Below are 25,184 nucleotides of genomic sequence, written 5' to 3' on the forward strand. Positions count from 1 at the left end.
CACTGACAAGAACCCAACGACGGGAAAGACAATGTCGAACAAGACCCTCCAAGAGCCGGCGACGTCCGCCGGAACGTCCGCGGCCACGCCCACACGGTCGACGTGGGGCGGCGTGCTCAAGCGCATGCTCCCGAAGACCTACCTCCTGCTCGTCCTCGTCGTGATCATCGTGATCGGCTACTACGTCTCCGGCGACTTCCTCACGCTGAGGAACGCGGAGAACGTGATCGCGGCGGCGTCCATCGTGGCGGTGCTGGCGGTCGGCCAGTTCTTCGTGATCCTCACCGGAGGGATCGACCTGTCCGTCGGCTCCATCCTGGCGATGTCGACCGTCATCGTCGCCCTCACCCTGCAGGCCGGCATGGCCACGGGGCTCTCGGTGGCGTTCACCCTGTTCTGCTGCGGAGTCGCCGGGCTGATCAACGGTCTCCTCGTCGTGTGGCTGCGCATCCCGCCGTTCATCGCCACCCTCGCGATGATGAGCGCCGTCAAAGGCTTCAGCTACATCATCCAGTCGACCAGCCTGATCCAGATCACGGACCAGACCTTCATCGACCTCTTCGCGCGGGGCACCACCCTCGGGCTGCAGAACCCCGTGATGATCTTCCTCGTCGTGATGATCCTCGCGGCGCTGGTCGCGAAGTTCACCACGTTCGGCCGGTCGCTGTACGCGATCGGCGGCAACCCGGAGGCCGCGCGTCTCTCCGGTCTCCCGGTCGCCCGCAACCTGATCATCACCTACACGATGTCGGGGCTTCTCGCCGGGCTCGCCGGCCTGATCGCCGCGGCCCAGCTGCGCCAGGGCAGTTCGCTCATCGGCGTCGGCTACGAGCTGGACGCCATCGCGGCCGTCGTCGTCGGCGGCGCCTCGCTCATGGGCGGCAAGGGGGATCCCATCAGCGCCGTGATCGGTGTGTTCGTGCTGGCCACGATCATCAACGTCATGAACCTGGTCGGCATCTCGTCGGAGCCGCAGCTGGTCATCAAGGGCGCCGTCATCGTCATCGCCGTCTTCCTCTCCTCGGCGGGGGGTGTCCAGAGGATCTCCGGGTTCTTCCGGTCGCACTTCGGCCGGCGGACCGCACGGGCAGCGAGCTGAGCCGATGTCGGCACCTTCGAGCAACGAGAAGCAGTCGACGACTCGCGGTGCCAGGATGATCGACGTCGCACGGCTCGCCGGGGTCTCCCAGCAGACCGTCTCCCGGGTCGTCAACGGGAGCCCCAACGTGGCCCCCGAGGTCCGGGACCGGGTGGAGACCGCCATCCGGCAGCTGCGCTACCGCCGCAACCCGGCCGCTCGCGCCCTGGCCAACGGGCGGACGATGAACATCGGCATCGTGAGCTTCGGACTCGCCCAGTACGGCCCGTCCGTCGCTCTCAGCGGGATCGCGGACGAGGCAAGGGCGGCCGGCTACGCGACCAACCTCGTCACCCTCGGCGACGTGGACCGGGCCGCCATGAAAGCCGCACTGGAGCACCTGGTGGAGGACTCGGTCGACGGGATCGTCGTCCTGGCCCCGGTGAATGCGGCCCTCGAAGCCATCTCGGGCCTCGATGCCGGCGTTCCCCTGGTGGTCTTCGAACCGGGCGCAGCGGAGGGCACGCTGAGCGTCGCCACCGACGAGATCGCAGGAGCCGAGCTCGCCACCCAGCACCTGCTGGAACTGGGACACGAGACCGTCTGGCAGGTCGCAGGGCCCACCGGCTGGTTGGGCAGCGACGCACGGCTCCGCGGCTGGGCACGGACCCTCGCGGCGGCGGGACGCGTCACGAACCGGGTGATCTCGGGCGACTGGTCGACCCGCTCGGGGTACGCGGCCGGACGCGAGATCGCGTGCAATCCGACGATCACCGCGGTGTTCGTCGCCAACGACCAGATGGCCCTCGGCGTGATCAAAGCGCTGGCGGACGCCGGTCTCCGTGTGCCCGAGGACGTCAGCGTCGTCGGCTTCGACGACGTCCCCGAGTCGCAGTACTACCGGCCGGCGCTCACCACCGTCCGCCTCGACTTCGAAGAGGTCGGCCGCCTGGCGGTCGACCGCATCCTGCATCTGATGCGCGGCGGCGAGGCGGACCCCCTGCCACGGGTGAGCCCGACACTCGTCGTGCGCCACAGCACCGCGCCCCCGTCACGAACCCCCTGAACCACCGAATCCACAACAGAAAGAGAAGCGCATGACCACCAAACAACTCGGGCGCACCGGACTCACGGTCTCCGACGTCTGCGTCGGGACCAGCGCCCTCGGCAGCTTCCCCGCCCAGTACGGCTACGAAGTGGACACCGAGACCGCCGTCGCGACGATCCGCCGGGTCTTCGAGGGGCCGTTCACCTTCATCGACACCTCCAACGAGTACGGCGGAGGCGACAGCGAGAAGCGCATCGGCCAGGCCATCCGTGAGAACGGGGGAGTGCCGGACGGCTTCCTGGTCGCCACGAAGGTGGACCCCATCCCGGGGACCACGGACTTCTCCGGCGACCGGGTGCGCCGCTCGGTCGATGAGTCCCTCGAACGCCTCGGCCTCGACACGCTGCCGCTCGTCTACCTGCACGACCCCGAGAAGATCAGCTTCGAGGAGGGCGTGGGTGCCGGCGGTCCGCTCGAGGCGCTGATCGCGCTGCGGGACGAGGGCGTGATCGGTCACCTCGGCGTCGCCGGAGGCCCGATCGACCTCGAACTGCAGTACCTCGCCACCGGGGCCTTCGATGCGGTGATCAGCCACAACCGGTTCACCCTGGTCGACCAGTCGGCGGAGCCGCTCCTCGACGACGCGCAGGAGCGCGGGGTCGCGTTCGTGAACGCGGCGCCGTTCGGCGGCGGGATGCTCGTGAAGGGGCCCGACGCGGTCCCCACCTACTGCTACGCCCCCGTCGCCGACGAGGTGCTCGAACGGGTGCGCCGAATGGAGGCGCTGTGCGCCGAGTTCGACGTCCCGCTCGCAGCCGCGGCCCTGCAGTTCTCGCTGCGCGACCCGCGCGTCACCTCCACGATCGTGGGCATGTCGGAGCCCGGGCGGGTCGCCCAGACGGTGGAACTGGCCGAGTTCGACATCCCGGAGGCGCTGTGGGATGCGCTGCTCCCGATCGCGCGGCTGGGCCGCGCCGGGGTGCTCGCCTAGGCGGCGCATCCCCCCGACAGAACGTCACAAGGAAGGACAGACAATGACCACTCTCAAGAACCCCGAGCCGGTCGACGTCGTGATCGTCGGCGCCGGCGCCGGCGGGGCGACCGCCGCGAAGGTGCTGACGGAAGCGGGCCTCCGCGTCGTCGGCCTCGAGCGCGGGCCCTGGCTCAAGCCGGAGCACGCGTCCGGTGACGAGCTCAAGTTCCTCAACCGCAACTTCATCTGGCAGGACCCGAAGCTCAAGCCGCGCACGTACCGTCAGAACGACAGCGAGGAAGCGGTCATCACCAACTTCTCGGCGACCCCGCAGGTCGTCGGCGGCGGGACCACCCACTGGGGCGGCATGGTGCCGCGGATGACGGAGAACGACTTCCGCCTCCGCTCGATCCACGGCGACGTCGAGGGCGCGAGCCTCGTCGACTGGCCCATCACCTACGACGACCTCGAGCCGTACTACACCCGCGTGGAGTGGGAGTTCGGCACCTCCGGTCTCGGTGGCGCCAACCGGTGGGAGGGTCGCCGCAGCCGCGACTACCCGACCAAGCCCGCGCCGCTCAGCCAGATCGGCCGCAAGTTCGCCACCGCGATGAACAAGATGGGGCACAGCACGTTCCCGATGCCGCAGGGCATGGTGACCGAGCCGTACCGGGGCCGCAAGCCGTTCAGCGAGAACGGGTTCTGGCAGCAGTACCCCGACCCGGGCAACGGCAAGTCGTCGACGCTCATCAGCTTCATCCCGGATGCCGTCAACACCGGACTGTACGACCTCCGCTCCGATTGCTACGTCAGCGAAATCCTCGTCGACAAGACCGGCAAGGCGACGGGCGTGCGCTACCAGGACGAGAACGGCAACGAGTTCGTGCAGAACGCCAAAGCGGTCATCGTCTGCGGTGGCGGCATCGAAACGCCGCGGCTGCTGCTCATGTCGAAGTCGGCGCTGTTCCCCGACGGTCTCGGCAACGGGAGCGGGCAGGTCGGCAAGAACGCGACGTTCCACCAGTACTCGTTCTCCGTCGGCCTGTTCGACAAGGAGCTGCACGACCCGCTGTACGGCTGGTCCGGTCACTACATGAACCTGTGCTCGTTCGACTTCTACGAGACCGACGAGTCGCGTGGCCACATCCTCGGCTCGCTCATCTTCCCGTCGATGCTCGGGCACCCCGTGAACTGGAGCTTCCCCGGACGCCCCACCTGGGGCCAGGCCGCCAAGGACGCCGACCGCGACCTGTTCAACTACAGCATGAAGATCGGCATCCTTCTGCACGACCTCCCCGTCGAGTCGAACCGCGTGGACCTCGACCCGACCGTGAAGGACGCCTGGGGCCTCCCCGTCGCCCGGATCACCCACACTCCGCACGCGAACGACTTCGCGCAGGAGAAGTGGCAGGTGAAGAAGAACGGGGAGATCCTCGAGGCCGCGGGAGCATCCAAGATCGTCCCGGTCAACATGGAGCGCATCACCGGGAACACCTCGCACGAGCTCGGGACCGCCCGCATGGGCGACGACCCGGCGACTTCGGTCGTCGACAAGTGGTGCCGTTCGCACGAGGTGCCCAACCTCTACGTGTTCGACGCGAGCTTCTTCCCGACGGCGACGGGCATCAACCCCGCGCTCACGATCATGGCGAACGCGTGGCGTTGCGCCGACCGGATCATCGCCGTGGACCGCCACGGCTGGACCGACTGACATCCACGCCGACCTCAGAGGAGACGACGAAGACAATGGGACAGGCAGAATGGGTCACCGTACCGATCTCGACGCGAGACACGGATGGGCCGCTGTTCTTCACGGAGCACGAGTGGGCGACTGTCGAGGCCGCCACTGCGCGGATCATTCCGACGGACCACCACCCGGGAGCGAAAGAGGCGGGGGTGGTGCGATTCATCGACCGGATGCTGGCGGGGACGCAGTTCGTCTTCCCCGCGGCTGACGGCAAGGGGTTCCTCCGCATGGAGGGGCTCGAGGAGAAGGCCTGGCGGGAGCGCATCGAGAGCAGGCAGAAGTTCTATCGCGAGGGGATCGTCGAACTCGACGGGATCGCCGCCGAGAAGTTCGGCGCCGACTTCGTCGACCTCGACGAGGATCAGCAGGACAGTGTCCTGGAGATCATCTCGAAGAAGGAGAAGCCGGCGAAGTTCGTCTTCGCCGAGTCGGACGGCCAGGGCAGCGGGGGAGCCCCGGCGGGCAACCAGCCGGTCAACGAGGACTTCCTCGAGTTCTTCCCGCTCCTGGTGCTGAACACGCGGCAGGGGTTCTACGGCGATCCGGTCTACGGCGGCAACGACAACCGCGTCGGCTGGCGGGTGATCGGCTTCCCCGGGCCGCCGTCGCTGGCCGCCACGATGGACGGCAGCTACACGACACTGGAGTACATGATCCCCGAGGCGGAGTGGCCGTACGAGCAGCACCCGGCCGTGCTGCGCTACGGCAACCGCTGAGCCGGCGGCCCACCACCGCACCGGCCGGGCGCTCGCAAGCGTCCGGCCGGTGACGGCCATAATTGGGGGATGACGGAGACGAGAACCGGTGGGCCGCGTGCGGCGCGCATGGTCGATGTGGCCCGCCTCGCCGGAGTGTCCCAGCAGACGGTCTCGCGGGTGGTCAACGGCCACAGCAATGTCTCCCCCGACATCAAGGACCGGGTCGAGGCGGCGATGGCGCAGTTGCGCTACCGCCGGAACTCCGCGGCGCGGGCGCTGGCGACCAGCCGGTCGATGAACCTCGGGGTGCTCAGCTATGCGCTTTCCGTCCACGGCCCGGCGCTGGCGCTGTTCGGCATCGCGGAGGAGGCACGACGCAACGGCTACTCCACGAGCCTCGTGAGCATCGCGGAGATCGACCAGGCCGGCATCCGCGCGGGCCTCGACTCGCTGGTCGACAGCGGCGTCGACGCGATCGTCGTGCTCGCGCCGATGATCGCGGCGACGGAGGTCCTGCAGCGACTCGACACCGACGTGCCGGTCGTGCGGTTCGAGCAGGGGTCGCCGGCCGGCCCGGCGACGATCTCCATCGACGAGACGCTGGGCGCGCAGCTCGCGACGCGCCATCTGCTCGGCCTCGGGCACCGGACGGTCCACTTCGTGGGCGGCCCGGCAGGATGGATGGCCTCCGAGGCGCGCCGGCACGGGTGGCAGACGGAACTCGCCCTCGCGGGCCGACCCGTCCCCGCCGTGTTCGAGTCGGACGACTGGTCTGCCGAATCCGGCTACCGGGCAGGGCTCGAGATCGCCGACGACCGGTCGATCACGGCGGTGCTGGCGATCAACGACGTGATGGCGCTCGGCGTCATGAAGGCGCTCACCGACCGCGGGATCAGCGTGCCCGGAGACGTGAGCGTGGTCGGTTTCGACGACCGGGACGAGTCCGCCTACTTCCAGCCCGCGCTGACCACCGTCCGGCTGGACTTCACCGAGGTCGGGCGCCGCGCGGTCGAGAGCGTCCTCGGCGCTCTCCGGGGCGAGACCCCCGCAACCATCCCGCTGATCCAGCCCGAACTGAAGGTCAGGGACAGCACGGGACCGGTGCGCTGAATCACCCCAGGCCCACTGGTCGGGAGCGGATCAGCCCACCGCCGTCATCCGGTCGCCGTCGAGCCGCACCAGGTACCCCCCCGCGAAGAAGAATGCGCCCGGGTAGGGGACGGGCGAGGTCCACAGCTTCGTGCCCGACTGCCGGTCGTACGCTGTGACGTCGCCGCCCGGCGGGAGCGGGTAGACGTAAATGTTCCCGGGCCCGAAGAGGAGCCCGGACCCGCCCGGCACATCCGGCACCGGCTGGGGTGCCCCCGTCGCCACCGCGAAGGTGCAGGTCCCGGTGCCGTCGTGCTGGACGATGACGGCGTCGTGCTCGACGTCCAGGAAGACGGTGACCAGGGGCGACGATTGCCCGGTGCCGACCGTCAGACCGCATCGGGCTGCGGGCACGGACCAGCGGGCGGCTCCCGAGCCCGAGTCGATGATGGTCAGCTCGACCGTGGACACGGCGGCGATGAGATCGGTCGCGCCGCCACCGGTCGCATCCGCACCCGGGGTGCCGGTCAACGAGTGGACGACGAACACGTCGGAGGCCGGCGCGAGCCGCCTGGCCCAGGTCGTCCCTCCCGACGGGTCGAGCCCGGTGAGCTCGACGGGCCGTCCCGAAGCGTCGTACCCGGTCACCACCGCGGGGTGGGACTCGGTGTCCAGGGGGGCGTTCGGACTCCATCCGGGGTCCAGCCACGCGGTCAGCGGGGACACGCTGGTCGGCGGGATCACCTACGCGCGGCACGGCGAGGTCGTCACCGTGATCGCCACCTCGGTGTTCCCGGAGTTCCGCGGGCAGGGGGTCGCGTCCGCGCTCATCCAGCGCGTTCTTGACCAGATCCGCGACGAGGGGAGGCGCGTCCGCGTCCAGTGCCCCATCGTCGCGACCTTCATCGAGCAGCACGCCGAATACCAGGACCTGGTCGCCGACGACTGACTCCGGCAACACGCCGCCACGTCCGGGGACTACCGTGGGACGGTGACCACGCCAGAATCCGCCACCGACGAAGCCCACGTCGACGCAGAAGCCGCCGACGACGCGCCGACCTTCTCCTCGCTGGGGCTGGAGGGCGCCGTCCTCAAAGCACTGAAGGACGTCGGCTACGAGACCCCGTCCGCCATCCAGGCGGCCACCATCCCCCCGCTGCTGCAGGGACGCGACGTCGTCGGTCTCGCCCAGACCGGCACCGGCAAGACGGCCGCATTCGCGCTGCCCATCCTGTCCCGCCTCGACCTGTCGCAGAAGAGCCCCCAGGCGCTCGTGCTGGCGCCCACCCGTGAACTGGCGCTGCAGGTGGCCGAGGCGTTCGAGAGCTACGCCACGCACATGAAGGGCGTGCACCTGCTCCCGGTCTACGGCGGGCAGGGATACGGCGTGCAGCTGTCGGCGCTGCGCCGCGGCGTCCACATCGTCGTCGGCACCCCGGGTCGCATCATGGACCACCTGGAGAAGGGGACGCTGGACCTCTCCCAGCTGAAGTACCTCGTGCTCGACGAGGCCGACGAGATGCTGAAGATGGGGTTCGCGGAGGATGTGGAGACCATCCTCGCGGACACCCCGGACGACAAGCAGGTCGCCCTCTTCTCGGCGACGATGCCCGCGCAGATCCGGCGCATCTCGAAGAAGTACCTGCACGACCCCGAAGAGATCACGGTCAAGTCCAAGACGACCACGTCGGCGAACACCACGCAGCGCTACCTCGTCGTCTCGTACTCGCAGAAGGTGGATGCGCTCACGCGCATCCTCGAGGTCGAGAACTTCGAGGGGATGATCATCTTCGTCCGCACCAAGAACGAGACCGAGACCCTCGCCGAGCGGCTGCGCGCCCGCGGGTACTCCGCGGCGGCCATCAACGGCGACGTCGCGCAGGCCCAGCGGGAACGCACGGTCGACCAGCTCAAGTCGGGCAGGCTCGACATCCTGGTGGCGACGGATGTGGCGGCTCGCGGCCTCGACGTGGAGCGGATCAGCCACGTGGTCAACTTCGACATCCCGGTCGACACCGAGTCGTACGTCCACCGCATCGGGCGCACCGGCCGGGCCGGCCGCAGCGGTGCGGCGATCAGCTTCGTGACGCCCCGCGAGCGCCGGCTCCTGACCGCCATCGAGAAGGCCACGCGGCAGCCGCTCACGCAGATGCAGCTGCCCAGTGTGGACGACGTGAACGTCACCCGCCTCGCCCGCTTCGACGACGCCATCACGCAGGCGCTCGCGGCGGAGGAGCGGATCTCGCGTTTCCGCGACATCATCGCCCACTACGTCGAGCACCACGACGTGCCGGAGGCGGACGTGGCGGCGGCGCTCGCCGTGGTCGCCCAGGGCGACGAGCCGCTGCTGCTCAGCGAACGCGACGAGCTGGCGCCGCCGGCGGAGCGCGAGGGCACGGGCGACCGGCCCGGCGGAGCCGACCGCGCCGGCGGCCGGGGAGCCCGGGGCGACCGGGCCGACCGGGGCGACCGCGGAGACCGTCCGGGGCGGCGGGAGCGGAACGACACCCCGATGGCGCCCTACCGCCTGGAAGTCGGCAAGCGCCAGAAGGTGGAGCCGCGGCAGATCGTCGGCGCGCTCGCCAACGAGGGCGGCCTGAGCCGTGAGGACTTCGGGCACATCCGGATCATGCCCGACTTCAGCATCGTCGAACTGCCGGCCGACCTCCCCGGCGAGACGTTGTCCCGTCTCTCCGGCACGCGGATCGGCGGGAAACTCATCCAGCTGCGCCCCGACCGCCCGCCGCGCAAGCCGCGCCGCAGCTGACGCTGCCCGCCCTCGCGCACCATCGAGGGGTCGCAACACGCCGTTATCGCACGACCATAACGGCATGTTGCGACCCCTGGATGCCCGGCGCGGGGTACACGCAGGTCACCCGCCGAGGGCGGCCAGCAGTCCCGCGAAGTCCTGCCCGCACGCCTCGCAGCGGCGCAGGTGATGGGCGACCCCCGGGTGGCGGGCGGCCGCATCCTCGCCGGCGAGGACGAGCTCCGCATAGACGTGCATCAGCGACATGGTCTGCGAGCATCCGGCGTCGTCGCGGTCGGTGTGCAGGAAGTCGCTCAGGCGTGATCTCGCGCTCATCTCACCTCCCGCCCGTCGTCGTCCAGATAATGATGAGTGACAAGGTAGACCCGCAACTTCCTTCTCGCGTCGAAGAGCGTTTTGTAGAGGGCCCCGCGCGTCGTCCTCCGCGACACGGCCAGAGCCTCCAGCGGCACGCCGCGGACGACCGCGTCGAGGAGCACCTCCCGCTGCCGCCGGGTCAGCACGGTCTCGATGGCGTGCTGCAGCGCCGCCAGCAGGTCGCCCGCCTCCTGCTGCTCCTCGGGGCCGATGCCGAGGCGGTCGGGCAGCCGCTCCCAGCCGACGGCGTCGAGCGAGACCGTCGGGCGGTTCCAGAAGTGCCGCCCGACCTTCGTCGACACCTCGAAGATGGCGAAGGTGTACGCCCAGGTCGTGAAGCGGCTCTCGCCGCGGAACTCGTGCAGCCGCCTCAGGATGCCGACCACGGCGTCCGCGGCGGCCTGGTGCGCGATGTCGTCGAGTTCCGGCCCGGAGAACGGCAGCGAGGGTGCGCGGCGCCGCACCTCGGCGCGTGCGACGCCGAGAAGCATCCGGTAGAGGTGCTCCTCCGCGGAGCGCTTCTCGGCGCCGCCGGCGGTGAGGGCCCGACGCCACTCGTCGGTGTCGGCCGGAGGGTCCGTCGACGGTCGCCGCAGCGCGGGCGTCCCTTCTCCGGCATCCATGGGCTGATGCTATCGGGGCCGGCAACGCCGGCATGCCGATCGGGGCGAATGGCAAGGCATCGGTAAGGATCGCCCGTCGCCCGTCACTAACCGGTCGAGCGCGCACGATGCGCTCGACGGGCGGCGCCGTTCCGGGGCTGCTCGCGATCGATCGAAGGAGAATCATGAGAACCGCACTTCGTCTCGCCATCGCCTCGGCGGCCGCTCTCACCACGGCGGCCCTCTTCGCCTCGCCGGCACTCGCCTCGCCGCCGCCCGGAGGAGGGAAACCGTCCGGTCCGCAGTCGTCGTCCGTCGTCTTCGCCCAGACCGACGGCGTCGGCGGCAACGCCGTCGTCGCCTTCGACCGGGCGCCCGACGGGACCCTGCACCAGGCCGGGACGTACCCGACCGGCGGCGTCGGGGGAGTGCTGACCGGATCGGTCGTCGACCATCTCGCCTCCCAGGGATCGCTGGTCTACGACCGCGGCCTGCTGTACGCGGTGAACGCCGGCAGCAACACGGTCACGGTGTTCGCGGTGCACGGCGACCAGCTCGTGCGCCGGGAGGTCATCTCCTCCGGAGGGACGTTCCCGGTGAGCGTGGCGACGCACGGGAGCCTCGTCTACGTGCTCAACGCGCGTGACGGAGGCGCGGTGCAGGGCTACGCCCGCGTGGCCGACGTCCTCGTCCGGATCCCCGTGTGGAACCGCGCTCTCGGCCTGGATCCGACGGCGACCCCCGAGTTCACCCACACTCCCGGGCAGGTCGCCTTCACCCCGGACGGCTCCAAGCTCGTCGTCACCACCAAGGGCAACGGGAGCGCCATCGACGTGTTCCCGGTCGACCGGCTCGGCGGCCTGTCGCAGCATCCGGTGACCAACGTCGAGCCCGGTGCCGTTCCGTTCGCGGTCGCCTTCGACGCGGGAGGCCACCTGCTGGTGGCCGAGGCCGGCACGAACGCGGTCGCGAGCTTCACGGTCGCCGCAGACGGGACCGTCGCACCCATCGCTACGGTGGCGACCGGCCAGGCCGCGACCTGCTGGATCGCCCGTGACGGTTCGTTCTTCTACGCCTCCAATGCGGGCAGCGGGACGCTCTCCGGCTACGCCGACGCCGGGTCGGGCGCGCTCGCCGCGACAGGCGTCACCGCCACTCTCGCGGGTACCGTGGATGCGTCCGCGACGCCCGACGGCCGCTACCTGTACGTGCAGGGCGGCGCCGCGGGGTCCGTGGAGGGCTTCCGGGTCAACCCGGACGGCTCGCTGACGAGCGTCGGCTCGGTGGTCGTGCCCGACGGGGTCGGCGGCGAGGGCATCGTCGCGCTCTGAGGACGCGGACGTCCGCGGGCCGGTGCTAACGTGTCCGGCCCGCGGACGCCCCTGGTGCTGCCGCGCCGCGGGCCAGGCCCGGGTAGTTCGTCACCACCCCCAGGTCATCCGCATCGAGGTCGGCCGTGAAGTCGCCCGACCCGGTTCGGAAGGTGATGACGCCTCCCCGCGCAGAGTAGACCTGTTCGCTCCGCACGACGCGGAGCGACGGCACCTCGACCCACGCCGTCGCGATCCGGGTGGGAGCGACGTCGCCGTGCTGCAGCCCGAGCCGCCGGATCGGCATCGTGTTGGTCACCGGGCACAGCCCCAGATCGCAGTCGACGGCGTCGGCGAGGGATGCAGCCGGGGCGAGACCCGGCGGTTCGGAGGGGCCGCCGCCGGACCCGGTGGTGCGCCCGCTCCACGCGCCGCGCGCGTCGCGGGTCAGTTCGAGGGAACGGTCCCATCCGTCGGCGGCCACCGCGACGGTGAGCCGGCGGGTGATCCATCCCGGCGCCACGTGCAGGGTCCACGCCGCCGCGTAGGCGCTGGTGAGCGATGTGCCCCGCGCCGTCAGCGAGCTCTCGCCGAAATCGAAGTCGGCGACGTCGATCCGGGATGCGTCATCCAGCCCGATCCAGCAGTACCGTCGAGACTGCGCCGGGCTCATCGTGTGTCGCCCTGCCCCGGGTCCGCGGAGCGGAAGCCGATCAGCCCGACCGTGTTGCCCTCGCTGTCGGTGAGGAACGCCTGCACCTCCTCCTGCCCGGCCGGCCCCAGCGTCGCGTCGTCGTGCCGGAAGATCACGTGCGGCCCGCTGGTGATCGTGGCGTGCGGCCGCATCCGTTCGACGGTCCGGTCGACGTCCTCCACCTCGAAGTAGACCAGGCTGCTGGGCGCGGCTCGATCGATCAGCAGCCGCATCCCTCCGCCGGTGAAGAACACGAGGCCGGGAGGGTCGAACACCGCGGTGGCCGGCTGCTCGAGGAGCAGCGAGTAGAAACGAGCGGCCCTGTCCAGGTCGACGGCCCGCTGGGCGATCTGTCGGATGCGCATGATCCGATGGAACCGCCGCCGCCGGGTGCGCGGCAAGAGGGCGGCAGGAGGCAACCGGGAGGCGGATCAGACCGGCGCCAGCGCCTCCCGCTCGCCGTCCGGCAGCTCGACCTCGACCCCATCGCCCGGCCGCACCACCCCTCCGGTGACGACGACCCCCATCACCCCGGCGCGCCGGACCGTCGCGCCCTCGGCGTCCGTTCCGACCACCTGCTTGAGCAGTCCCGGCCGGAAGCGGTCGATCTGCACACACGGGTTGCGCAGGCCCGTCACTTCGACGACGGCCTCGTCGCCGAGCCGGAGGCGAGCGCCACGGGGGAGGCCCAGCAGGTCGATGCCCTCGGTGGTGACGTTCTCGCCGAGCTGACCCGGCACGACGTCGGCGGTGACCTCGTCGAAGAGCTCGGCCTGGATGAGGTGCACCTGCCGGAGGTTCGGCTGCGTCGGGTCGCGGCGCACGCGGGACAGGTGCTGCACGGTCGCGCCGAAGTGCGCATCCCCTTCGACGCCGAGACCGGCGATCAGGGTGATGGATGGGCGCGGCTGCTTCGAGAAGCGGTGCTCGTCATCGCGGTTCACCGAGCTCACGCGTGCTGTCGTCATCCCACCATCGTGTCGCACGGCGGGCTGTTCGCGGTCGTCTATGCAATCCCACACGGCCACCGCTAGTGTCCTGACCTATGGCAGTGTGGCGTCTTCTCGTGGCTTCCCTGCTCGGGAGCGTCCTCCTGGGTTCCGTGCTCGTGGCTGGCGCCGCGCCGGCGAGCGCGGCGAGCGCGGCGAGCGCGGCGAGCCCCGCCCGAACTGCCGCCACCATGCGCTTCGCGGCACCCGGCCTCGGGGAGACCTTCTGGTCGCCCTACGACGACTGGTCGCAGACGGACATCGACGCCGCCTTCGCGCAGGACGCGGCGCTCGGCATCGGCACCGTCGTCGTGGCGTGGTCGGTCCACCTCGACGCCCGCGACTCCGCGTACCCGGCGGATCCGTCGCTCGGCCTCGGCACGTTCAACACGGTCATCCCGCGGCTCGTCGCAGCTGCCCGGTCGCACGGGGTGAAGCTCTGGATGGGGCTGGTCGTCGCGCCCGACGGGTACCCCGCTCACGCGCTCGATCCCGCCTACCTCTCCGACTTCGCGACGCTGTCCGAGCGGGTGGCCGACGACCTCTACGCGAAGTACGGCGACGTGATCAGCGGCTGGTACCTCCCCACCGAGCCGAGCATCGACGATGTCGCGGACCCGAGCCGTCTCCTTCTCTACGGCGACTGGGTCTCCACCGTCACCGCCTACCTGCATTCGCACGACGGCGACCATCCGGTGATGATCTCCCCGACGATGCCGACGGCGATCTGGCGCGGCTGGTCGCCGGTGCAGTTCGTGGATGCGCTGGCGCCGATGATCGCGCGCGCCCACGTCGACGTCTGGGCGCTGCAGGACGGATTCATGATGACCGCCTGGAGCCCGTCGCAGGAGGCGGCGGCCTTCCAGGCCGCCCGCACTCTGACCAATGCCGCCGGCGCCCGGTTGGAGGCCGTTTTCTCTACCCCGGTGCGCAATGGGGACGGGGTGCCCGTCACGGTGGCGCAGCTCGCTCCGTACCTTCAGGCCATCGCGCCCGCCGTGAGCCGGCTCGACGCCTGGACGGCCAACGACTTCCTGGTGACCGGGCCGCCCCGCCCGGATGACGCGCTCCGCACGACGAATGCCGCAGCCTATCGGGCGTGGCTGGCCGGCTGGGGCGCGTGGCCGGCGCTGACGCCGTCGCCCGTGCCGATGCCCGCGCTCTGAGCGCCCGCGGCGCAGGGGAGCGCCGCCGATAGGCGTTCGGCTTCGCCTGACCGCATCCCACGCCCGCAGCACGGAGGGCCGCGCACCCACACCCCCGTGTTCGTGCGTGTCCCTCACGCGGCCCGGCGGGCTCTTTCGCCGTGCTGATGCGTGCTCCTGGAGGGGAATGTCCGCTACCCGCGGAATGGTTCCACCTGTGGTCATACGTCGGAGATCCGACTCCAAATGGCCCAGGTTGTCCGTCCCAGAGCGCTGTGACGGAGATGTGAGCCCTGTTCTCCGACGCACGCACCTGCTCCGGCGATCCGTTCGTGCAGCGGTCGGACATCCGGCAACCGGCACCCGGCAGTCCCTCTGCCGTCATGCGTCGACGATTCGCGTGCCAACCTCCGACGAATCCTGCGTCGGAGATCTGTGACCGTAGGTCGGAGATGCGGCCCGCAGAGCCCCGATTCGTCCGCCCCAAAGCGTTGTGACGGAGATTTGGGCCCAGTTCTCCGACGCAAGTGGGAGCCCGGCCACAGGGCGCCGCCACCCCCGCCCACCGGGCGCCGCCGCAGCCACCGTGATCGCGACGCTCGCCCTCGCGGCCGCCATCCGGCCGGAGAACGCTCAGCCGCGTCCCGCCCACGGGTCGTAGTCGGCCAGGAGCGCACCCTGCTCCGGCCGCTCCGCCACGGGGATGTGCTGGAGGTTGATCCGCACGCGGTACCAGAGCGAACTCGAGCCGCGCATCCCGTCGACCAGCTCGTCCGCGGGATGCAGCTGCGCGGCGGCGTCCGGATGCTCCGCCTTCCAGCGGTCGAGCGCCTCCATCGCCTCGGGCTTCGTCCTGGTGCGGGCGACCTCGATGAGCGGCATCTGCGAGACGCGGCGGCCGGCGCCGTCGCCGCCCCGCGGCGGCTTCTCGGCGGGGCCGAGCCGCCGTGCCAGGTCGAGCAGCGCATCCAGCGACCCGGCGGCGTCGTCCAGGCCGGCGTGCGGGTCGCCGCGCTCGGCGAACCGCTGCAGCACGGTCGGCACGGTGAACTCCTCCGGGCGACGCGAGCGCACCTCGTCCCAGTCGAGCGGAGTGGAGACCCGCGCGTCCGGCAGCGCCCGGATGGAGTAGGCGGAGGCGACCGTGCGGTCCTTCGCGTTCTGGTTGAAGTCGACGAAGACGCTCTCGCCGCGCTCCTCCTTCCACCAGCGCGCGGTCGCCAGCCCCGGCGCCCGGTCCTCGACCTCGCGCGCGAGCGTCTCGGCGGCGAGACGCACGTCGGCGAAGCTCCAGCGCGGCTGGATGCGGACCAGGATGTGCAGCCCGCGCGACCCGCTCGTCTTCGGCCAGCCGACCAGTCCGGTGTCCTCGAGCACATCGCGTGCGATGAAGGCGACGTCGACGATCTGCGACCAGTCGACGCCGGGCATCGGGTCGAGGTCGACGCGCAACTCGTCGGGATGGTCCAGATCCTCCGCGCGCACAGGGTGCGGGTTGAGGTCGAGGCAGCCGAGGTTCGACACCCAGGCCAGCCCGGCCGCGTTGCGCACGACCGCCTCCTCGGCCGACGTGCCGCGCGCGTAGTGCAGGGTCGCGGTGTCGATGAAGGCGGGATGCCCCTCCGGCACGCGCTTCTGGAAGAACGGCTCCTGTGTCAGCCCTTTGACGTAGCGCTTGAGCACCATGGGACGGCCGCCCGCGCCGCGCAGCGCGCCGTCGGCCACGGACACGTAGTACCGCGCGAGGTCGAGCTTGGTCAGCCCGGGCTCCGGGAACACGACCTTGTCGGGGCTGGAGATGCGCACCTGTTCGCCGTCCACCTCCAGGAAGGTCTCCGACTTCGACGACGGGCTCATGCCGCCACGCTAACCGGGAAGCGGGCCGCGGAACAGGCCCCGATCGGGATGCGGTGGCGCGCCGGCGCCCGTCAGCCGCGCTCCTCGAGGCGGCGCTCCCAGTCGCGCGGCACGCGGTCGGCCGGTCCGGGCACGGACTGGGCCGCCGGGTGGCTGTCCGGGGGAGCGAGCCGGGGGCCGTCGACGAACGCCTGGGAGCGGTAGTCGTAGAACCAGTCCTCGCCGGGCTCGAAGCTCTGGATGACCGGATGCCCGGTGCTCCGCGCGTGCTTGGTCGCGTGCGTGTTCAACGAGTCGTCGCAGCATCCGATGTGCCCGCATTCGGCGCAGCGGCGGAGGTGCAGCCACCAGCTGCCGGTCTCGCCGCACTCCTCGCAGCCGGTGCCGGACGGGGTCGCCGCCGGGTCGATCCCGTCGATTCGCACCGTGCTCATGGCATCCCGCCTTCCTCATCCTGCGTGGGTCTGTTCGTGTGTCGGTCTCGTGCGGCCGTCGCCCGCAGACGCACGAAACGGTAGCCGATCCCTGCGGCGACGACCAGGACCCCGGCCAGGATGGCCGTCACCGGCAGGGTCGCGACCAGCACGACACAGCCGATCGCCCCCGCCACGGCGAGCAGGCGCGGGTACCGCCGGTGAGCGCGGTCCTGGGTCCAGGCGGAGGCGTTCGCGACCAGGTAGTACAGCAGCACACCGAAGGAGGAGAACCCGATCGCGCCGCGCAGGTCGGTGACCAGGACGAGCACGCAGACGACGAGGCCGAGCAGGAGCTCCGCCCGGTACGGAACCTGGAAGCGGGGGTGCACGGCCGCCAGCCACCCGGGGAGGTCGCGGTTGCGGGCCATCGCGAGCGTCGTCCGCCCGATGCCCGCGATCATCGCCAGCAGCGCTCCCAGTGCGGCGGTGGCCGCGCCGACCCGGACGACGGGTCCGGGCCACGCCGCACCGCTGGTGGCCGCGACCGCGTCGAGCGGCGCCGGCGAGGCGGCGAGCCCCGCCGGACCGAGCGCGTGCAGCGCCGACACCGCGACCAGGGCGTAGACCACCAGCACGGCTGCGAGCGCGGTCGTGATCGCGCGCGGGATGGTGCGCACCGGATCCACCACCTCCTCACCCATCGTCGCCACCCGGGCGTACCCGGCGAAGGCGAAGAAGAGGAATCCCGCCGACTGCAGGACCCCGTACAGCGTGACCTCCGGGCCCGGGAGTGCGGCGCTCGCAGCGCTGTGCCCGAAGCCGATGGCGATGGCGACGGCCAGGGCGACGAGCGAGACGACGACGAGGACGCGCGTCAGCAGCGCGGTGCGGGTCACCCCGAGCGTGTTCACGACCGTGAGCGCCGCGACGGCCAGCACGGCGACCGGCTTCACCCAGGCACCGGGCACTGCGTAGCTCGCGAACGTCAGCGCCATCGCCGCGGAGCTCGCGGTCTTGCCGACCACGAACGACCAGCCCGCGACGAACCCTGTCCACTCGCCGAGGCGCTCGCGGCCGTAGACGTAGGTGCCCCCGGAAGTCGGGTACTGCGCGGCCAGCTGCGCCGACGAGGTCGCGTTGCAGAACGCCACGAAGCCCGCGATCACCAGCCCGACCAGCAGCGCGGCGCCGGCAGCGGCAGCAGCGGGAGCGAAGGCGGCGAACACCCCGGCGCCGATCATCGAGCCGAGACCGATCGCGATCGCGTCGCCGAGCCCCAGCCGGCGCGCGAGCGACCCGGGCGGTGGGGTGGATGCGCTGCTCACCGGATCCCGACCGTCCTCTCCCTCTGCGGATGCGGCGTCAGTCTAGGGCTCGCAGGTGACGGGCAGGGGACCGGGGCGTCGTGGAGCGTCGGCGCGCATCCTGTCAAGCCCTCCCGCGCGCTGGGCCGTTGACCGAGACTCGTATCACGCCCGCGCGGTCGCGGGCGGGACGACATCGCGGGAGCCAGCATGAGCAGTATCCGCCGCATCGCCCTCCCGGGCGCCACCGGCACCACCCCGACCAACCAGCTCGACCTGTGGGGCCGCCGCGTCGCCGTCGCGATCGCGGTCCTCGTGGGGCTCCCGACCCTCATCGCGGGGATGGTGGCACTGCTCTCCTGACCCGGCTCGGGCCCGGGCGCATGGACCTCGCGGCCGCACAGGGGTACCGTCGCGCGGTCAGCACCGAACGGAAGGACGACGCATGAGCGACGAGAACAAGCGACCGGACGCGGACGAGCTGCCCGACGGCTCCGGCTCCGACGGCAGCGCCCCCGAGCCCGGTGAGGACACCGTCTCTGGCGGCGGCCCGGACGAGCACAAGGACACCGACGGCAAGTAGCCGCACCCCCCGCCGCACCCGCCCCTCCCCCTCCGCCCGCCCCCGCCCCCTCCCCCGCCCTTTCGCCGAAGTGCACGTCGTTGCGCCCGACACGCCGCGCGGGCGCGCAACAACGTGCACTTCGGCGATCCGTCCATCCCGGGTTCGGCGATCCGCCCCATCCCGCGTTCGGTGAGGTGCACGTCGTTGCGGGCGACGCGCCGCGCGGGTGCGCAACAAGGTGCACTTCGGCGATCCGTCCGTCCCGCGTTCGGTGACGTGCACCTCGGCGAAGCCGGCGCGCGGCGCGTCAGCGCCGCTGGAGGGGGCGCACGCTCAGCGACTCGACCGTGCCCGACGGCGGCATGTCGACCGCGAGACGCACGGTCGCGGCGACCATCTCGGGCGTGATCGTGTAGGCGGTGTCGTAGTCGTGGCCCTCTCGGGCGACGAGCGCGCGCTGCATGTCGGTGTCGACGCGTCCGGGGTGGATGCTCGTCACCCGCACGCCGTTGGCGCGCTCCTCCTCGCGCAGGGCGTCGGTGAGGGCGCGCAGCGCGAACTTCGAGCCCGCGTAGACGCCGCCGCCCGGCCCGCTGGTGAGCCCCGAGCCGCTGTTGATCGCGACCACGAGACCTTCCGCCGCACGCAGCGCGGGAAGCGCGGCACGCGTCAGCGCCGCGACCGCGAAGACGTTCACCTCGAACACGCGGCGCCACGTGTCGGCGTCCGTGTCGGCCACCGTCCCGCCGTCCTCGACGCCCGCCGAGTGCACCAGCACGTCGAGGCGGCCGGGCAGGGGCGGCAGGGATGCGCCGCCCGGGTCCGCGGTCAGGTCGGCGACGTAGGGATCGGCCGACGACAGCTCCGCCACGACCGCGTCGACCGCGGCCGCGTCCCGCCCGCCGACGAGGATGTGGTGGGTGCGCCCGAGGTCGAGCGCGATCGCGCGGCCGATGCCGCGCGACGCTCCGGTGACGAGGGCGATGGGTCGGTCAGAGGGTGCAGCGGCCATACAGCGACCCTATGCGCAGCGCGGACGCGCGGGACTCACGGACGCCTCACGCCCGCCGCATCATCCGCAGCCCTGCCGGAACCGACAGCGCCGCGATGGCCGCCACGAACACGACCAGCACCGGCACCAGCGGCCACAGGATGAGCGCCACGCCGACCAGCAGCACCGGGAGTGCGAGGCCGATGTACGCGACCAGGAAGATCGCAGCCAGCACCTCACCCCGGCGCTCCGGCGCGGCTAGCGACGCCGCGACCGCGATCGACGACCGGAACTGCAGCCCGACGCCGGCGCCGGCGAGCACCCCGCTGACGACGAACACCGCGAGGGATGCGGCGAGCACGCCCGCAGCGAGCCCGCCCAGGCCGACCAGCATGAGAACGAGCGCCAGCACCAGCTGTGTCCGTGTGGTGACCCGCGCGAACACGATCTGCGACACGGCGGAGGCGGCGAACACGGCGAACGGCACCGCGCCGGCCAGGAGATGCGACGTCTGGTGCAGGGTTCCGGCGAGGACGCTCGGCGCGAGCGAGGTGAACAGCCCGAACACCGCGAAGCCGGCGAACGCCGCGACCGCCGCCGCGGAGAAGGCGCCGCGCGCCTCGGCCGGCAGCGAGATGCGCTGCGGCCGGTACGCCGGGCGCTCCTCCGCCCGCTCGACGGTCTCGGGCACGAGTGCCACGGCGACCGCCGCGACGGCGAGCAGCACGAGGAACACCGCGTAGGGGAGCAGCAGCGGCGCCGGAAGGAACTGGGCGAACGCCCCGCCGATCAGCGGACCGAGCGCCAGGCCGCCCGTGTTGACCACCGTGGACACCGTCCCCGCGAGCCGTGGTCCCTCCTCCGGCCGGGCGACCGCGCGCAACTCGGACAGGTGCGCGGTCGCGCTCGCGGTGAGTGCGCCGACCCCGATCCCGGACAGCGTCCGGGCGACGATCAGGCCGGCCACGTCGTTCCAGACCAGGAACACCGCCGCGGCGACGATCTCGATCAGCACGGCGATCAGCACCATCCGGCGGCGCCCCGCGATGTCGCTCAGGTGGCCGATCAGGAAGAGGCTGGCGATCACACCGACCGCGTAGGCGGCGAAGATGACAGTCACGACCCACGTCGGGAAGCCGTCGCGCGCCTGGTAGAGCGCGTACAGCGGGGTCGGGATGGTCGAGAACGCCATCACCGCGAGGAAGGCGGCGGCGATCACCCAGAAGCCGGCTCCGTGGCGGAGGCGGAACGGCCGGCGGCCGGTGGCGAGTGAGTCGAGCGTGGTGGTCATGAGTCGAATATGCTCCCGATCGAGCATCGAGTCCAACGGAAATAGACGATCCTGAGGATCGATGGATACGATGCACGAGTGGACACGCGCCAGCTGGAGTACGTCGTCGCCATTGCGGACGAGCGCAGCTTCACCCGCGCCGCCGAGCGGGTGTTCGCCGCCCAGTCGACCGTCTCCGCGGGCATCCGCAGCCTGGAGCGCGAGCTCGGCGCTCCGCTGTTCGAGCGCGACGCCCACGGAGTCCGGCTCACCGACGTCGGCGAGGCCGTGGTCGCGGAGGCCCGGGTGACGCTGCAGTCGGTCGATAGGATGCGCGAGCTGGCCGACCGGGAGGGCCCGCTGCGGGGCACCGTCCGCGTGGGCATCTTCACGAACCTGACGACGATCGACCTCCCCGACATCATGGGCGAGTTCCATCGCCGCCACCCCCAGGTCGACCTGCGGCTCGGCCCCTCCCCGAGCGGCTCGACCGGTCTCGTCGAGGATGTCCGTCAGGGCCGCCTCGACATCGCCTTCCATGGCCTCCCGGATCCCGTCCCCGACCTCCTGACGCATCCGCTCGCGGACTCGCCGTACGTCGCGGTGCTGCCGGAGGCCCACCCCCTCGCCGGGAGGCGGTCGGTGTCGCTCGCCGACCTCGCCGACGAGGCGTGGGTGGATGCGCGGAGCGGCTTCGGCAATCGCGTCACCCTCGACCGCGCCTTCGCGGCACTCGGCCTCACGCGCCGGGTTCCGACCGAGCTGTCCGACCTGGGCGAGATCCCCCGGTTCGTCGCCGCGGGCCTCGGCGTGGCGGCTCTTCCCGAGCTGACTGTCATCCCCGCACCCGGAGCGGTGGTGCGTCCCTTGCGCGAGCCGGTCGCCTGGCGGCTCAGCGCGATCGCGCGCCGGCGCCCCGGCCGGGCGGCGGAGGCCCTGCTCGCCCTGCTGGAGGAGCGGATCTCGGGCCGCTGACGAGCCGCAGCCCCGCACCGCTTCCACCCGGCGCCCGGATGAGCCAGACTCGTCGCCGAAGGGCAGGTGGACGATGACCGACTTCGCGAATGAACTGCGCCACGAGCTGCGGCACAGGATCCGGCCCATGCCGGGCCGCAACCCGCGCGAGCGCGGCCGGAACACGACACCGCTGGAGCTGCTCTACGACCTGACATACGTCGTCGCGTTCGCCGCCGCCTCCGATCAGCTGGCCGAACAGCTCGGACACGGGGACATCTGGCGCGCGATCGGCGCCTACGCCTTCGCGGTGTGGGCGGTCAGCTGGGCCTGGCTCAACTTCACCTGGTTCATGTCGGCCTACGGCAACGACGACGCGCTGCTCCGGCTGGCGACCATCGTGCAGATGATCGGCGTCCTGGTGCTCACCTACGGCCTGCCGGTGAGCTTCGATCGGGCCGCGCACGGCGAGAGCCCCAACAACCTGCTCATGGTGATCGGCTACATCATCATGCGCGTGCCGCAGATCGCGCTCTGGCTGCGGGCCGCCCGGGAGGATCCGGAGCACCGGCGCAACGCCTTCTCGTACGTCGTCATCATCTCCGTCGCGCAGGTGGGCTGGCTGGCGACCGCGATCGTGCCGATGCCCACGGCGATCACCGTCTGGCTGCTGGTGGCATTGGCTCTCGCCGAGATGATCGCCCCGGCCGTCGCCACCCGCCGGTTCGGCTACTCGCCGTGGAACGGCGGGCACCTCGCCGAGCGCTTCGCCCTCCTCACGATCATCACCATCGGCGAGGTCATCGCCGGCACGACGGCCGCGGTCGGAGCGCTCACCCAGGAGAGCGGCTGGTCGGCGGAGGCGGTGCTGATCGCGGCCTCCGGGCTGGTGACGGCGGCGTGCGTCTGGTGGACCTACTTCCTCGTCCCCTCGAGGCTGGTGCTCGAACGCCTGCCGGAGCGCGCCTACGGCTGGCGGTACGCCCATCTGCCGCTGTTCGGGTCCATCGCCGCCATCGGCGCCGGCCTTCACCTGACGACGATCGCGGTGGAGAGCGGCGGCGTGTCCCTGCTCGGGATCGCCCTGGCTCTCGCCGTCCCGCTGGCGCTGACGATCGTCCTCATCTTCGGCACCTGGAGCGTGCTGCTCCGCTCGCTCGACCTCACCCACGTCCCGCTGCTGCTGGTGACCCTGACCCCGCTCGCCGCCGCCGTCGTCTTCGGCGCGGTGACGCATCCCGGTGAGCCGGTCGATCTGGACCGGCCGGGCGAACTGACCTCGCTCAGCATCGTCGTCAGCCTGGTCGCGCTGGGCGCCGTCGTCGAGGTCGTCGGCCACGAGCTGGTCGGATACGGGCACACTCTCCGCGCCTGGAAGCGCGACCCGGACGCAGCGCGCCTCAGCGCTGCGCAGCCTCGCCCGTCGTGACCGCCGTCGGTGTCGCATTCCGCGTCTTCCGGAGGCTCGCGACGGCCGCGACGGCGATGGTCGCGCCGATGAAGACCAGCGAGAACCAGACCGGGATCTCCGGGATCCACTCCACCGGCCGTCCGCCGTTGATGAACGGCAGCTCGTTGACGTGCAGCGCGTGGAAGACCAGTTTCACGCCGATGAACCCGAGGATGACGGCCAGTCCCTGCGAGAGGTAGACCAGCCGCTCGAGCAGCCCGCCGATGAGGAAGAAGAGCTGCCGCAGCCCCATCAGGGCGAACGCGTTCGCGGTGAAGACGATGTACGCCTCGCTGGTCAGGCCGTAGATCGCCGGGATGGAGTCCACGGCGAAGACCACGTCGATCAGGCTGATGGCGATGACGGTGAGCAGCATCGGCGTGACGAAGCGCCGGCCGCCCTTCTTCACCGTCAACCGGTCGCGGTGGTACTCCTCGGTGACCGGGAGGTGGCGGCGGATGAAGCGCATCGCCCGGTTGTCGGACGGGTCGGAGCCGTGCGAGCCGAACGCCTGCCGCCACGCCAGCACCAGCAGCAGAGCGCCGAACAGGTAGAACACCCACGAGTAGCTCTCGATCAGGGTCGCGCCGACCGCGATGAAGGCGCCGCGCAGCACCAGCGCGATGATGATGCCGATCATCAGCACCTTCTGCTGGTACGCCTTCGGCACGGCGAAGGCGGTCATCAGCAGCAGGAAGACGAACAGGTTGTCGACCGACAGCACCTTCTCGGTCAGGTAGCCGGCGAAGTACTGGCCGCCGAAGTCCCACCCGGAGACCAGGCCGATCCCCACGCCGAACAGCAGCGCCAGTCCGATGTAGAACGCGGACCAGCGGGCGGACTCGCCGATCGTGGGCTCGTGCGGCTTGCGCACGTGCGCGAAGAACTCGTAGACGAAGAAGGCGATCGTCACCGCGATGGTGATGATCCAGCTGAGCGGGGTGACCTGCACCGGGACTCCAAGGGGTAGGCGTAGCGATTCGCCAAGGTCTCCTCCGTCCCGACGCCTTGTCGGCGGCGGGACCAGCGGCCCGGGATGCGGTGGCGCATCCGTACTGACGGGCTCGCTGCCTGCGGGAGTACTCCCCTTGTTGCGTCGATCCTATCGGGAGACTGCCTGGGGAAGCGCCGGCACGTCGGCGCTGTCAGCCCAGGCGTAGCCCCGTGTGCGCCGCCAGCGCCTCCACGAGGCGGTCCTGGAACGCCTGGTCGAGCGCTGCGGGATGCGGACGCTGCTGCCGCTGGTGGTGCCAGTAGGCGGAGGTGCGAGTGGCCGGGTCCTCGCCTTCGGCGAGCCAGACCTGGGTGCGGTGGCCGAGCTCCAGGTCGTCCGGGGCGTGCGCGCCGCCCATCCGGGTCGGCACCCAGCCGGGGTCGACCGCGTTGCTGAAGACGCCGGCGCGGTAGCGGGGCAGCGCCGCCGCCAGCGCGGTGATCAGCAGCTTGGTGTCGGAGTAGGTGGCCGTCGTCCGTCCGCCCGACCAGTCGAGGCCGTCGAGTCGGGGGTGACCGCCGCGGTGCATCCCGCTGCTGAGGAAGACGACGCGCTCCGCCGGCACCAGCGCCGTGAGCACGTACGGCGCCCTCACGTTGACCGGGAGCAGGGCGCGCCCGTCGATGACGCCCGCGTTGTGGATCACCGCATCCACTCCGCCGGCGGCGCTCACCGCGTCGGCGAGGCCACGCACCTGCGCGTCGTCGGCAAGCTCGGCGGCGAGGATGCTGCCGCGGTCCCCGAGCACGGTCCGCAGCTCGTCCGCCCGGTCGAGACTCCGGACGTGGCCCACCACCGTGTGGCCGTCCCCGACCAGCTCGCGTGCGGCCCCGAACCCGAGTCCGCTGCCCGCACCCGTCACCAGCACCCGTGCCATGCCGCC

At 71.3% G+C, this 25,184-nt stretch carries 27 protein-coding genes; 14 read left to right on the forward strand and 13 right to left on the reverse strand.

The window, feature by feature from the left end; all coding sequences use genetic code 11:
* The first annotated feature begins 31 nt into the window (after nucleotides 1-31).
* The 6 genes from ACR9Y5_RS01820 (at nucleotide 32) to ACR9Y5_RS01845 (ending at nucleotide 6,654) form a co-directional block, all read left to right on the forward strand.
* Nucleotides 32-1,099 carry an ABC transporter permease gene (locus tag ACR9Y5_RS01820; RefSeq protein WP_481296348.1) on the forward strand — a complete coding sequence of 356 codons (1,068 nt, stop codon included), beginning with the start codon at nucleotides 32-34 and terminating at the stop codon, nucleotides 1,097-1,099.
* A gap of 55 nt (nucleotides 1,100-1,154) precedes the next feature.
* The gene (locus ACR9Y5_RS01825) at nucleotides 1,155-2,144 is read left to right on the forward strand and encodes a LacI family DNA-binding transcriptional regulator (RefSeq protein ID WP_481296349.1); all 990 of its coding nucleotides are present in this window, start codon (nucleotides 1,155-1,157) and stop codon (nucleotides 2,142-2,144) included.
* 31 nt (nucleotides 2,145-2,175) lie between these two features.
* Nucleotides 2,176-3,117, forward strand: a complete 942-nt coding sequence (locus tag ACR9Y5_RS01830; RefSeq protein WP_481296350.1) for an aldo/keto reductase — start codon at nucleotides 2,176-2,178, stop codon at nucleotides 3,115-3,117.
* Between the two features lie 43 nt (nucleotides 3,118-3,160).
* Complete coding sequence (locus ACR9Y5_RS01835; protein WP_481296351.1) at nucleotides 3,161-4,810, forward strand: GMC family oxidoreductase; 1,650 nt, start codon at nucleotides 3,161-3,163, stop codon at nucleotides 4,808-4,810.
* A gap of 35 nt (nucleotides 4,811-4,845) precedes the next feature.
* The gene (locus tag ACR9Y5_RS01840; RefSeq protein ID WP_481296352.1) at nucleotides 4,846-5,562 is read left to right on the forward strand and encodes a gluconate 2-dehydrogenase subunit 3 family protein; all 717 of its coding nucleotides are present in this window, start codon (nucleotides 4,846-4,848) and stop codon (nucleotides 5,560-5,562) included.
* Between the two features lie 108 nt (nucleotides 5,563-5,670).
* Entirely contained in the window at nucleotides 5,671-6,654 is a 984-nt protein-coding gene (locus ACR9Y5_RS01845) for a LacI family DNA-binding transcriptional regulator (RefSeq protein WP_481299504.1), read from the forward strand.
* 30 nt (nucleotides 6,655-6,684) lie between these two features.
* Here ACR9Y5_RS01845 and ACR9Y5_RS01850 read toward each other — a convergent pair whose 3' ends face one another.
* Entirely contained in the window at nucleotides 6,685-7,164 is a 480-nt protein-coding gene (locus ACR9Y5_RS01850) for a hypothetical protein (RefSeq protein ID WP_481296353.1), read from the reverse strand.
* Between ACR9Y5_RS01850 and ACR9Y5_RS01855 the strand changes: the two genes are divergently transcribed.
* Both ACR9Y5_RS01855 and ACR9Y5_RS01860 read left to right on the forward strand, forming a co-directional pair.
* The gene (locus ACR9Y5_RS01855) at nucleotides 7,154-7,582 is read left to right on the forward strand and encodes a GNAT family N-acetyltransferase (RefSeq protein ID WP_481296354.1); all 429 of its coding nucleotides are present in this window, start codon (nucleotides 7,154-7,156) and stop codon (nucleotides 7,580-7,582) included. The two genes, ACR9Y5_RS01850 and ACR9Y5_RS01855, sit on opposite strands and share 11 nt — an antisense overlap.
* A gap of 42 nt (nucleotides 7,583-7,624) precedes the next feature.
* Nucleotides 7,625-9,400, forward strand: coding sequence for a DEAD/DEAH box helicase (locus tag ACR9Y5_RS01860; RefSeq protein ID WP_481296355.1), 1,776 nt, complete (start codon nucleotides 7,625-7,627; stop codon nucleotides 9,398-9,400).
* A gap of 105 nt (nucleotides 9,401-9,505) precedes the next feature.
* Here ACR9Y5_RS01860 and ACR9Y5_RS01865 read toward each other — a convergent pair whose 3' ends face one another.
* Together ACR9Y5_RS01865 and ACR9Y5_RS01870 are read right to left on the reverse strand one after the other, a co-directional pair.
* A complete protein-coding gene (locus tag ACR9Y5_RS01865) occupies nucleotides 9,506-9,718 on the reverse strand; it encodes a hypothetical protein (protein ID WP_481296356.1) in 213 nt (70 codons plus the stop codon).
* Complete coding sequence (locus tag ACR9Y5_RS01870; protein ID WP_481296357.1) at nucleotides 9,715-10,383, reverse strand: sigma-70 family RNA polymerase sigma factor; 669 nt, start codon at nucleotides 10,381-10,383, stop codon at nucleotides 9,715-9,717. Before ACR9Y5_RS01870 ends, ACR9Y5_RS01865 begins: the two co-directional genes overlap by 4 nt.
* Before the next feature lie 164 nt (nucleotides 10,384-10,547).
* Between ACR9Y5_RS01870 and ACR9Y5_RS01875 the strand changes: the two genes are divergently transcribed.
* Nucleotides 10,548-11,693: a lactonase family protein gene (locus ACR9Y5_RS01875; RefSeq protein ID WP_481296358.1), complete on the forward strand. Its 1,146-nt coding sequence runs from the start codon at nucleotides 10,548-10,550 to the stop codon at nucleotides 11,691-11,693.
* 25 nt (nucleotides 11,694-11,718) lie between these two features.
* Here the strand turns inward: ACR9Y5_RS01875 and ACR9Y5_RS01880 are convergent, their stop codons facing one another.
* From ACR9Y5_RS01880 to ACR9Y5_RS01890, 3 genes are all read right to left on the reverse strand, one after another.
* Nucleotides 11,719-12,345 carry a putative glycolipid-binding domain-containing protein gene (locus ACR9Y5_RS01880; RefSeq protein WP_481296359.1) on the reverse strand — a complete coding sequence of 209 codons (627 nt, stop codon included), beginning with the start codon at nucleotides 12,343-12,345 and terminating at the stop codon, nucleotides 11,719-11,721.
* On the reverse strand, nucleotides 12,342-12,731 hold the full coding sequence (locus ACR9Y5_RS01885) for a VOC family protein (RefSeq protein WP_481296360.1): 390 nt from the start codon (nucleotides 12,729-12,731) through the stop codon (nucleotides 12,342-12,344). Before ACR9Y5_RS01885 ends, ACR9Y5_RS01880 begins: the two co-directional genes overlap by 4 nt.
* Nucleotides 12,732-12,797: 66 nt before the next feature.
* A complete protein-coding gene (locus tag ACR9Y5_RS01890; RefSeq protein WP_481296361.1) occupies nucleotides 12,798-13,334 on the reverse strand; it encodes an MOSC domain-containing protein in 537 nt (178 codons plus the stop codon).
* A gap of 98 nt (nucleotides 13,335-13,432) precedes the next feature.
* On the opposite strand from ACR9Y5_RS01890, the gene ACR9Y5_RS01895 reads away from it, so the two are divergent.
* Nucleotides 13,433-14,521, forward strand: a complete 1,089-nt coding sequence (locus ACR9Y5_RS01895) for a DUF4434 domain-containing protein (RefSeq protein ID WP_481296362.1) — start codon at nucleotides 13,433-13,435, stop codon at nucleotides 14,519-14,521.
* A gap of 612 nt (nucleotides 14,522-15,133) precedes the next feature.
* Here the strand turns inward: ACR9Y5_RS01895 and ligD are convergent.
* From ligD to ACR9Y5_RS01910, 3 genes are all read right to left on the reverse strand, one after another.
* Complete coding sequence (gene ligD / locus ACR9Y5_RS01900; protein WP_481296363.1) at nucleotides 15,134-16,357, reverse strand: non-homologous end-joining DNA ligase; 1,224 nt, start codon at nucleotides 16,355-16,357, stop codon at nucleotides 15,134-15,136.
* Between the two features lie 71 nt (nucleotides 16,358-16,428).
* Nucleotides 16,429-16,791, reverse strand: a complete 363-nt coding sequence (locus ACR9Y5_RS01905; RefSeq protein ID WP_481296364.1) for a UBP-type zinc finger domain-containing protein — start codon at nucleotides 16,789-16,791, stop codon at nucleotides 16,429-16,431.
* Complete coding sequence (locus ACR9Y5_RS01910; RefSeq protein WP_481296365.1) at nucleotides 16,788-18,098, reverse strand: APC family permease; 1,311 nt, start codon at nucleotides 18,096-18,098, stop codon at nucleotides 16,788-16,790. Before ACR9Y5_RS01910 ends, ACR9Y5_RS01905 begins: the two co-directional genes overlap by 4 nt.
* Before the next feature lie 189 nt (nucleotides 18,099-18,287).
* Between ACR9Y5_RS01910 and ACR9Y5_RS01915 the strand changes: the two genes are divergently transcribed.
* On the forward strand, nucleotides 18,288-18,440 hold the full coding sequence (locus ACR9Y5_RS01915) for a hypothetical protein (protein WP_481296366.1): 153 nt from the start codon (nucleotides 18,288-18,290) through the stop codon (nucleotides 18,438-18,440).
* Between the two features lie 82 nt (nucleotides 18,441-18,522).
* Nucleotides 18,523-18,660, forward strand: a complete 138-nt coding sequence (locus ACR9Y5_RS01920; protein ID WP_481296367.1) for a hypothetical protein — start codon at nucleotides 18,523-18,525, stop codon at nucleotides 18,658-18,660.
* A 289-nt stretch (nucleotides 18,661-18,949) separates the two neighbouring features.
* On the opposite strand, the gene ACR9Y5_RS01925 is transcribed toward ACR9Y5_RS01920, so the two are convergent.
* The gene (locus ACR9Y5_RS01925; RefSeq protein ID WP_481296368.1) at nucleotides 18,950-19,654 is read right to left on the reverse strand and encodes an SDR family oxidoreductase; all 705 of its coding nucleotides are present in this window, start codon (nucleotides 19,652-19,654) and stop codon (nucleotides 18,950-18,952) included.
* 46 nt (nucleotides 19,655-19,700) lie between these two features.
* Nucleotides 19,701-20,924, reverse strand: coding sequence for an MFS transporter (locus ACR9Y5_RS01930; RefSeq protein WP_481296369.1), 1,224 nt, complete (start codon nucleotides 20,922-20,924; stop codon nucleotides 19,701-19,703).
* 78 nt (nucleotides 20,925-21,002) lie between these two features.
* On the opposite strand from ACR9Y5_RS01930, the gene ACR9Y5_RS01935 reads away from it, so the two are divergent.
* The gene (locus ACR9Y5_RS01935) at nucleotides 21,003-21,878 is read left to right on the forward strand and encodes a LysR family transcriptional regulator (protein WP_481296370.1); all 876 of its coding nucleotides are present in this window, start codon (nucleotides 21,003-21,005) and stop codon (nucleotides 21,876-21,878) included.
* 73 nt (nucleotides 21,879-21,951) lie between these two features.
* The gene (locus ACR9Y5_RS01940) at nucleotides 21,952-23,286 is read left to right on the forward strand and encodes a low temperature requirement protein A (protein WP_481296371.1); all 1,335 of its coding nucleotides are present in this window, start codon (nucleotides 21,952-21,954) and stop codon (nucleotides 23,284-23,286) included.
* Here the strand turns inward: ACR9Y5_RS01940 and ACR9Y5_RS01945 are convergent.
* Both ACR9Y5_RS01945 and ACR9Y5_RS01950 read right to left on the reverse strand, forming a co-directional pair.
* Nucleotides 23,258-24,259, reverse strand: coding sequence for a TerC family protein (locus ACR9Y5_RS01945; protein ID WP_481296372.1), 1,002 nt, complete (start codon nucleotides 24,257-24,259; stop codon nucleotides 23,258-23,260). The two genes, ACR9Y5_RS01940 and ACR9Y5_RS01945, sit on opposite strands and share 29 nt — an antisense overlap.
* Before the next feature lie 193 nt (nucleotides 24,260-24,452).
* Complete coding sequence (locus tag ACR9Y5_RS01950; protein WP_481296373.1) at nucleotides 24,453-25,178, reverse strand: SDR family NAD(P)-dependent oxidoreductase; 726 nt, start codon at nucleotides 25,176-25,178, stop codon at nucleotides 24,453-24,455.
* Nucleotides 25,179-25,184 lie beyond the last annotated feature (6 nt).

It is taken from the genome of Leifsonia sp. KNZ13-11D, from assembly GCF_056754895.1.

Bases quoted from the DNA above. Each gene is read 5' to 3' on its own strand.
- ACR9Y5_RS01865 (WP_481296356.1), bottom strand. From the start codon at position 9,718: ATGAGCGCGAGATCACGCCTGAGCGACTTCCTGCACACCGACCGCGAC.
- ACR9Y5_RS01825 (WP_481296349.1), top strand. From the start codon at position 1,155: ATGATCGACGTCGCACGGCTCGCCGGGGTCTCCCAGCAGACCGTCTCC.
- ACR9Y5_RS01890 (WP_481296361.1), bottom strand. From the start codon at position 13,334: ATGACGACAGCACGCGTGAGCTCGGTGAACCGCGATGACGAGCACCGC.
- ACR9Y5_RS01905 (WP_481296364.1), bottom strand. From the start codon at position 16,791: ATGAGCACGGTGCGAATCGACGGGATCGACCCGGCGGCGACCCCGTCC.
- ACR9Y5_RS01940 (WP_481296371.1), top strand. From the start codon at position 21,952: ATGACCGACTTCGCGAATGAACTGCGCCACGAGCTGCGGCACAGGATC.
- ACR9Y5_RS01830 (WP_481296350.1), top strand. From the start codon at position 2,176: ATGACCACCAAACAACTCGGGCGCACCGGACTCACGGTCTCCGACGTC.
- ACR9Y5_RS01880 (WP_481296359.1), bottom strand. From the start codon at position 12,345: ATGAGCCCGGCGCAGTCTCGACGGTACTGCTGGATCGGGCTGGATGAC.
- ACR9Y5_RS01950 (WP_481296373.1), bottom strand. From the start codon at position 25,178: ATGGCACGGGTGCTGGTGACGGGTGCGGGCAGCGGACTCGGGTTCGGG.
- ACR9Y5_RS01915 (WP_481296366.1), top strand. From the start codon at position 18,288: ATGAGCAGTATCCGCCGCATCGCCCTCCCGGGCGCCACCGGCACCACC.
- ACR9Y5_RS01930 (WP_481296369.1), bottom strand. From the start codon at position 20,924: ATGACCACCACGCTCGACTCACTCGCCACCGGCCGCCGGCCGTTCCGC.
- ligD (WP_481296363.1), bottom strand. From the start codon at position 16,357: ATGAGCCCGTCGTCGAAGTCGGAGACCTTCCTGGAGGTGGACGGCGAA.
- ACR9Y5_RS01875 (WP_481296358.1), top strand. From the start codon at position 10,548: ATGAGAACCGCACTTCGTCTCGCCATCGCCTCGGCGGCCGCTCTCACC.
- ACR9Y5_RS01845 (WP_481299504.1), top strand. From the start codon at position 5,671: ATGGTCGATGTGGCCCGCCTCGCCGGAGTGTCCCAGCAGACGGTCTCG.
- ACR9Y5_RS01820 (WP_481296348.1), top strand. From the start codon at position 32: ATGTCGAACAAGACCCTCCAAGAGCCGGCGACGTCCGCCGGAACGTCC.
- ACR9Y5_RS01885 (WP_481296360.1), bottom strand. From the start codon at position 12,731: ATGCGCATCCGACAGATCGCCCAGCGGGCCGTCGACCTGGACAGGGCC.
- ACR9Y5_RS01920 (WP_481296367.1), top strand. From the start codon at position 18,523: ATGAGCGACGAGAACAAGCGACCGGACGCGGACGAGCTGCCCGACGGC.
- ACR9Y5_RS01870 (WP_481296357.1), bottom strand. From the start codon at position 10,383: ATGGATGCCGGAGAAGGGACGCCCGCGCTGCGGCGACCGTCGACGGAC.
- ACR9Y5_RS01835 (WP_481296351.1), top strand. From the start codon at position 3,161: ATGACCACTCTCAAGAACCCCGAGCCGGTCGACGTCGTGATCGTCGGC.
- ACR9Y5_RS01925 (WP_481296368.1), bottom strand. From the start codon at position 19,654: ATGGCCGCTGCACCCTCTGACCGACCCATCGCCCTCGTCACCGGAGCG.
- ACR9Y5_RS01840 (WP_481296352.1), top strand. From the start codon at position 4,846: ATGGGACAGGCAGAATGGGTCACCGTACCGATCTCGACGCGAGACACG.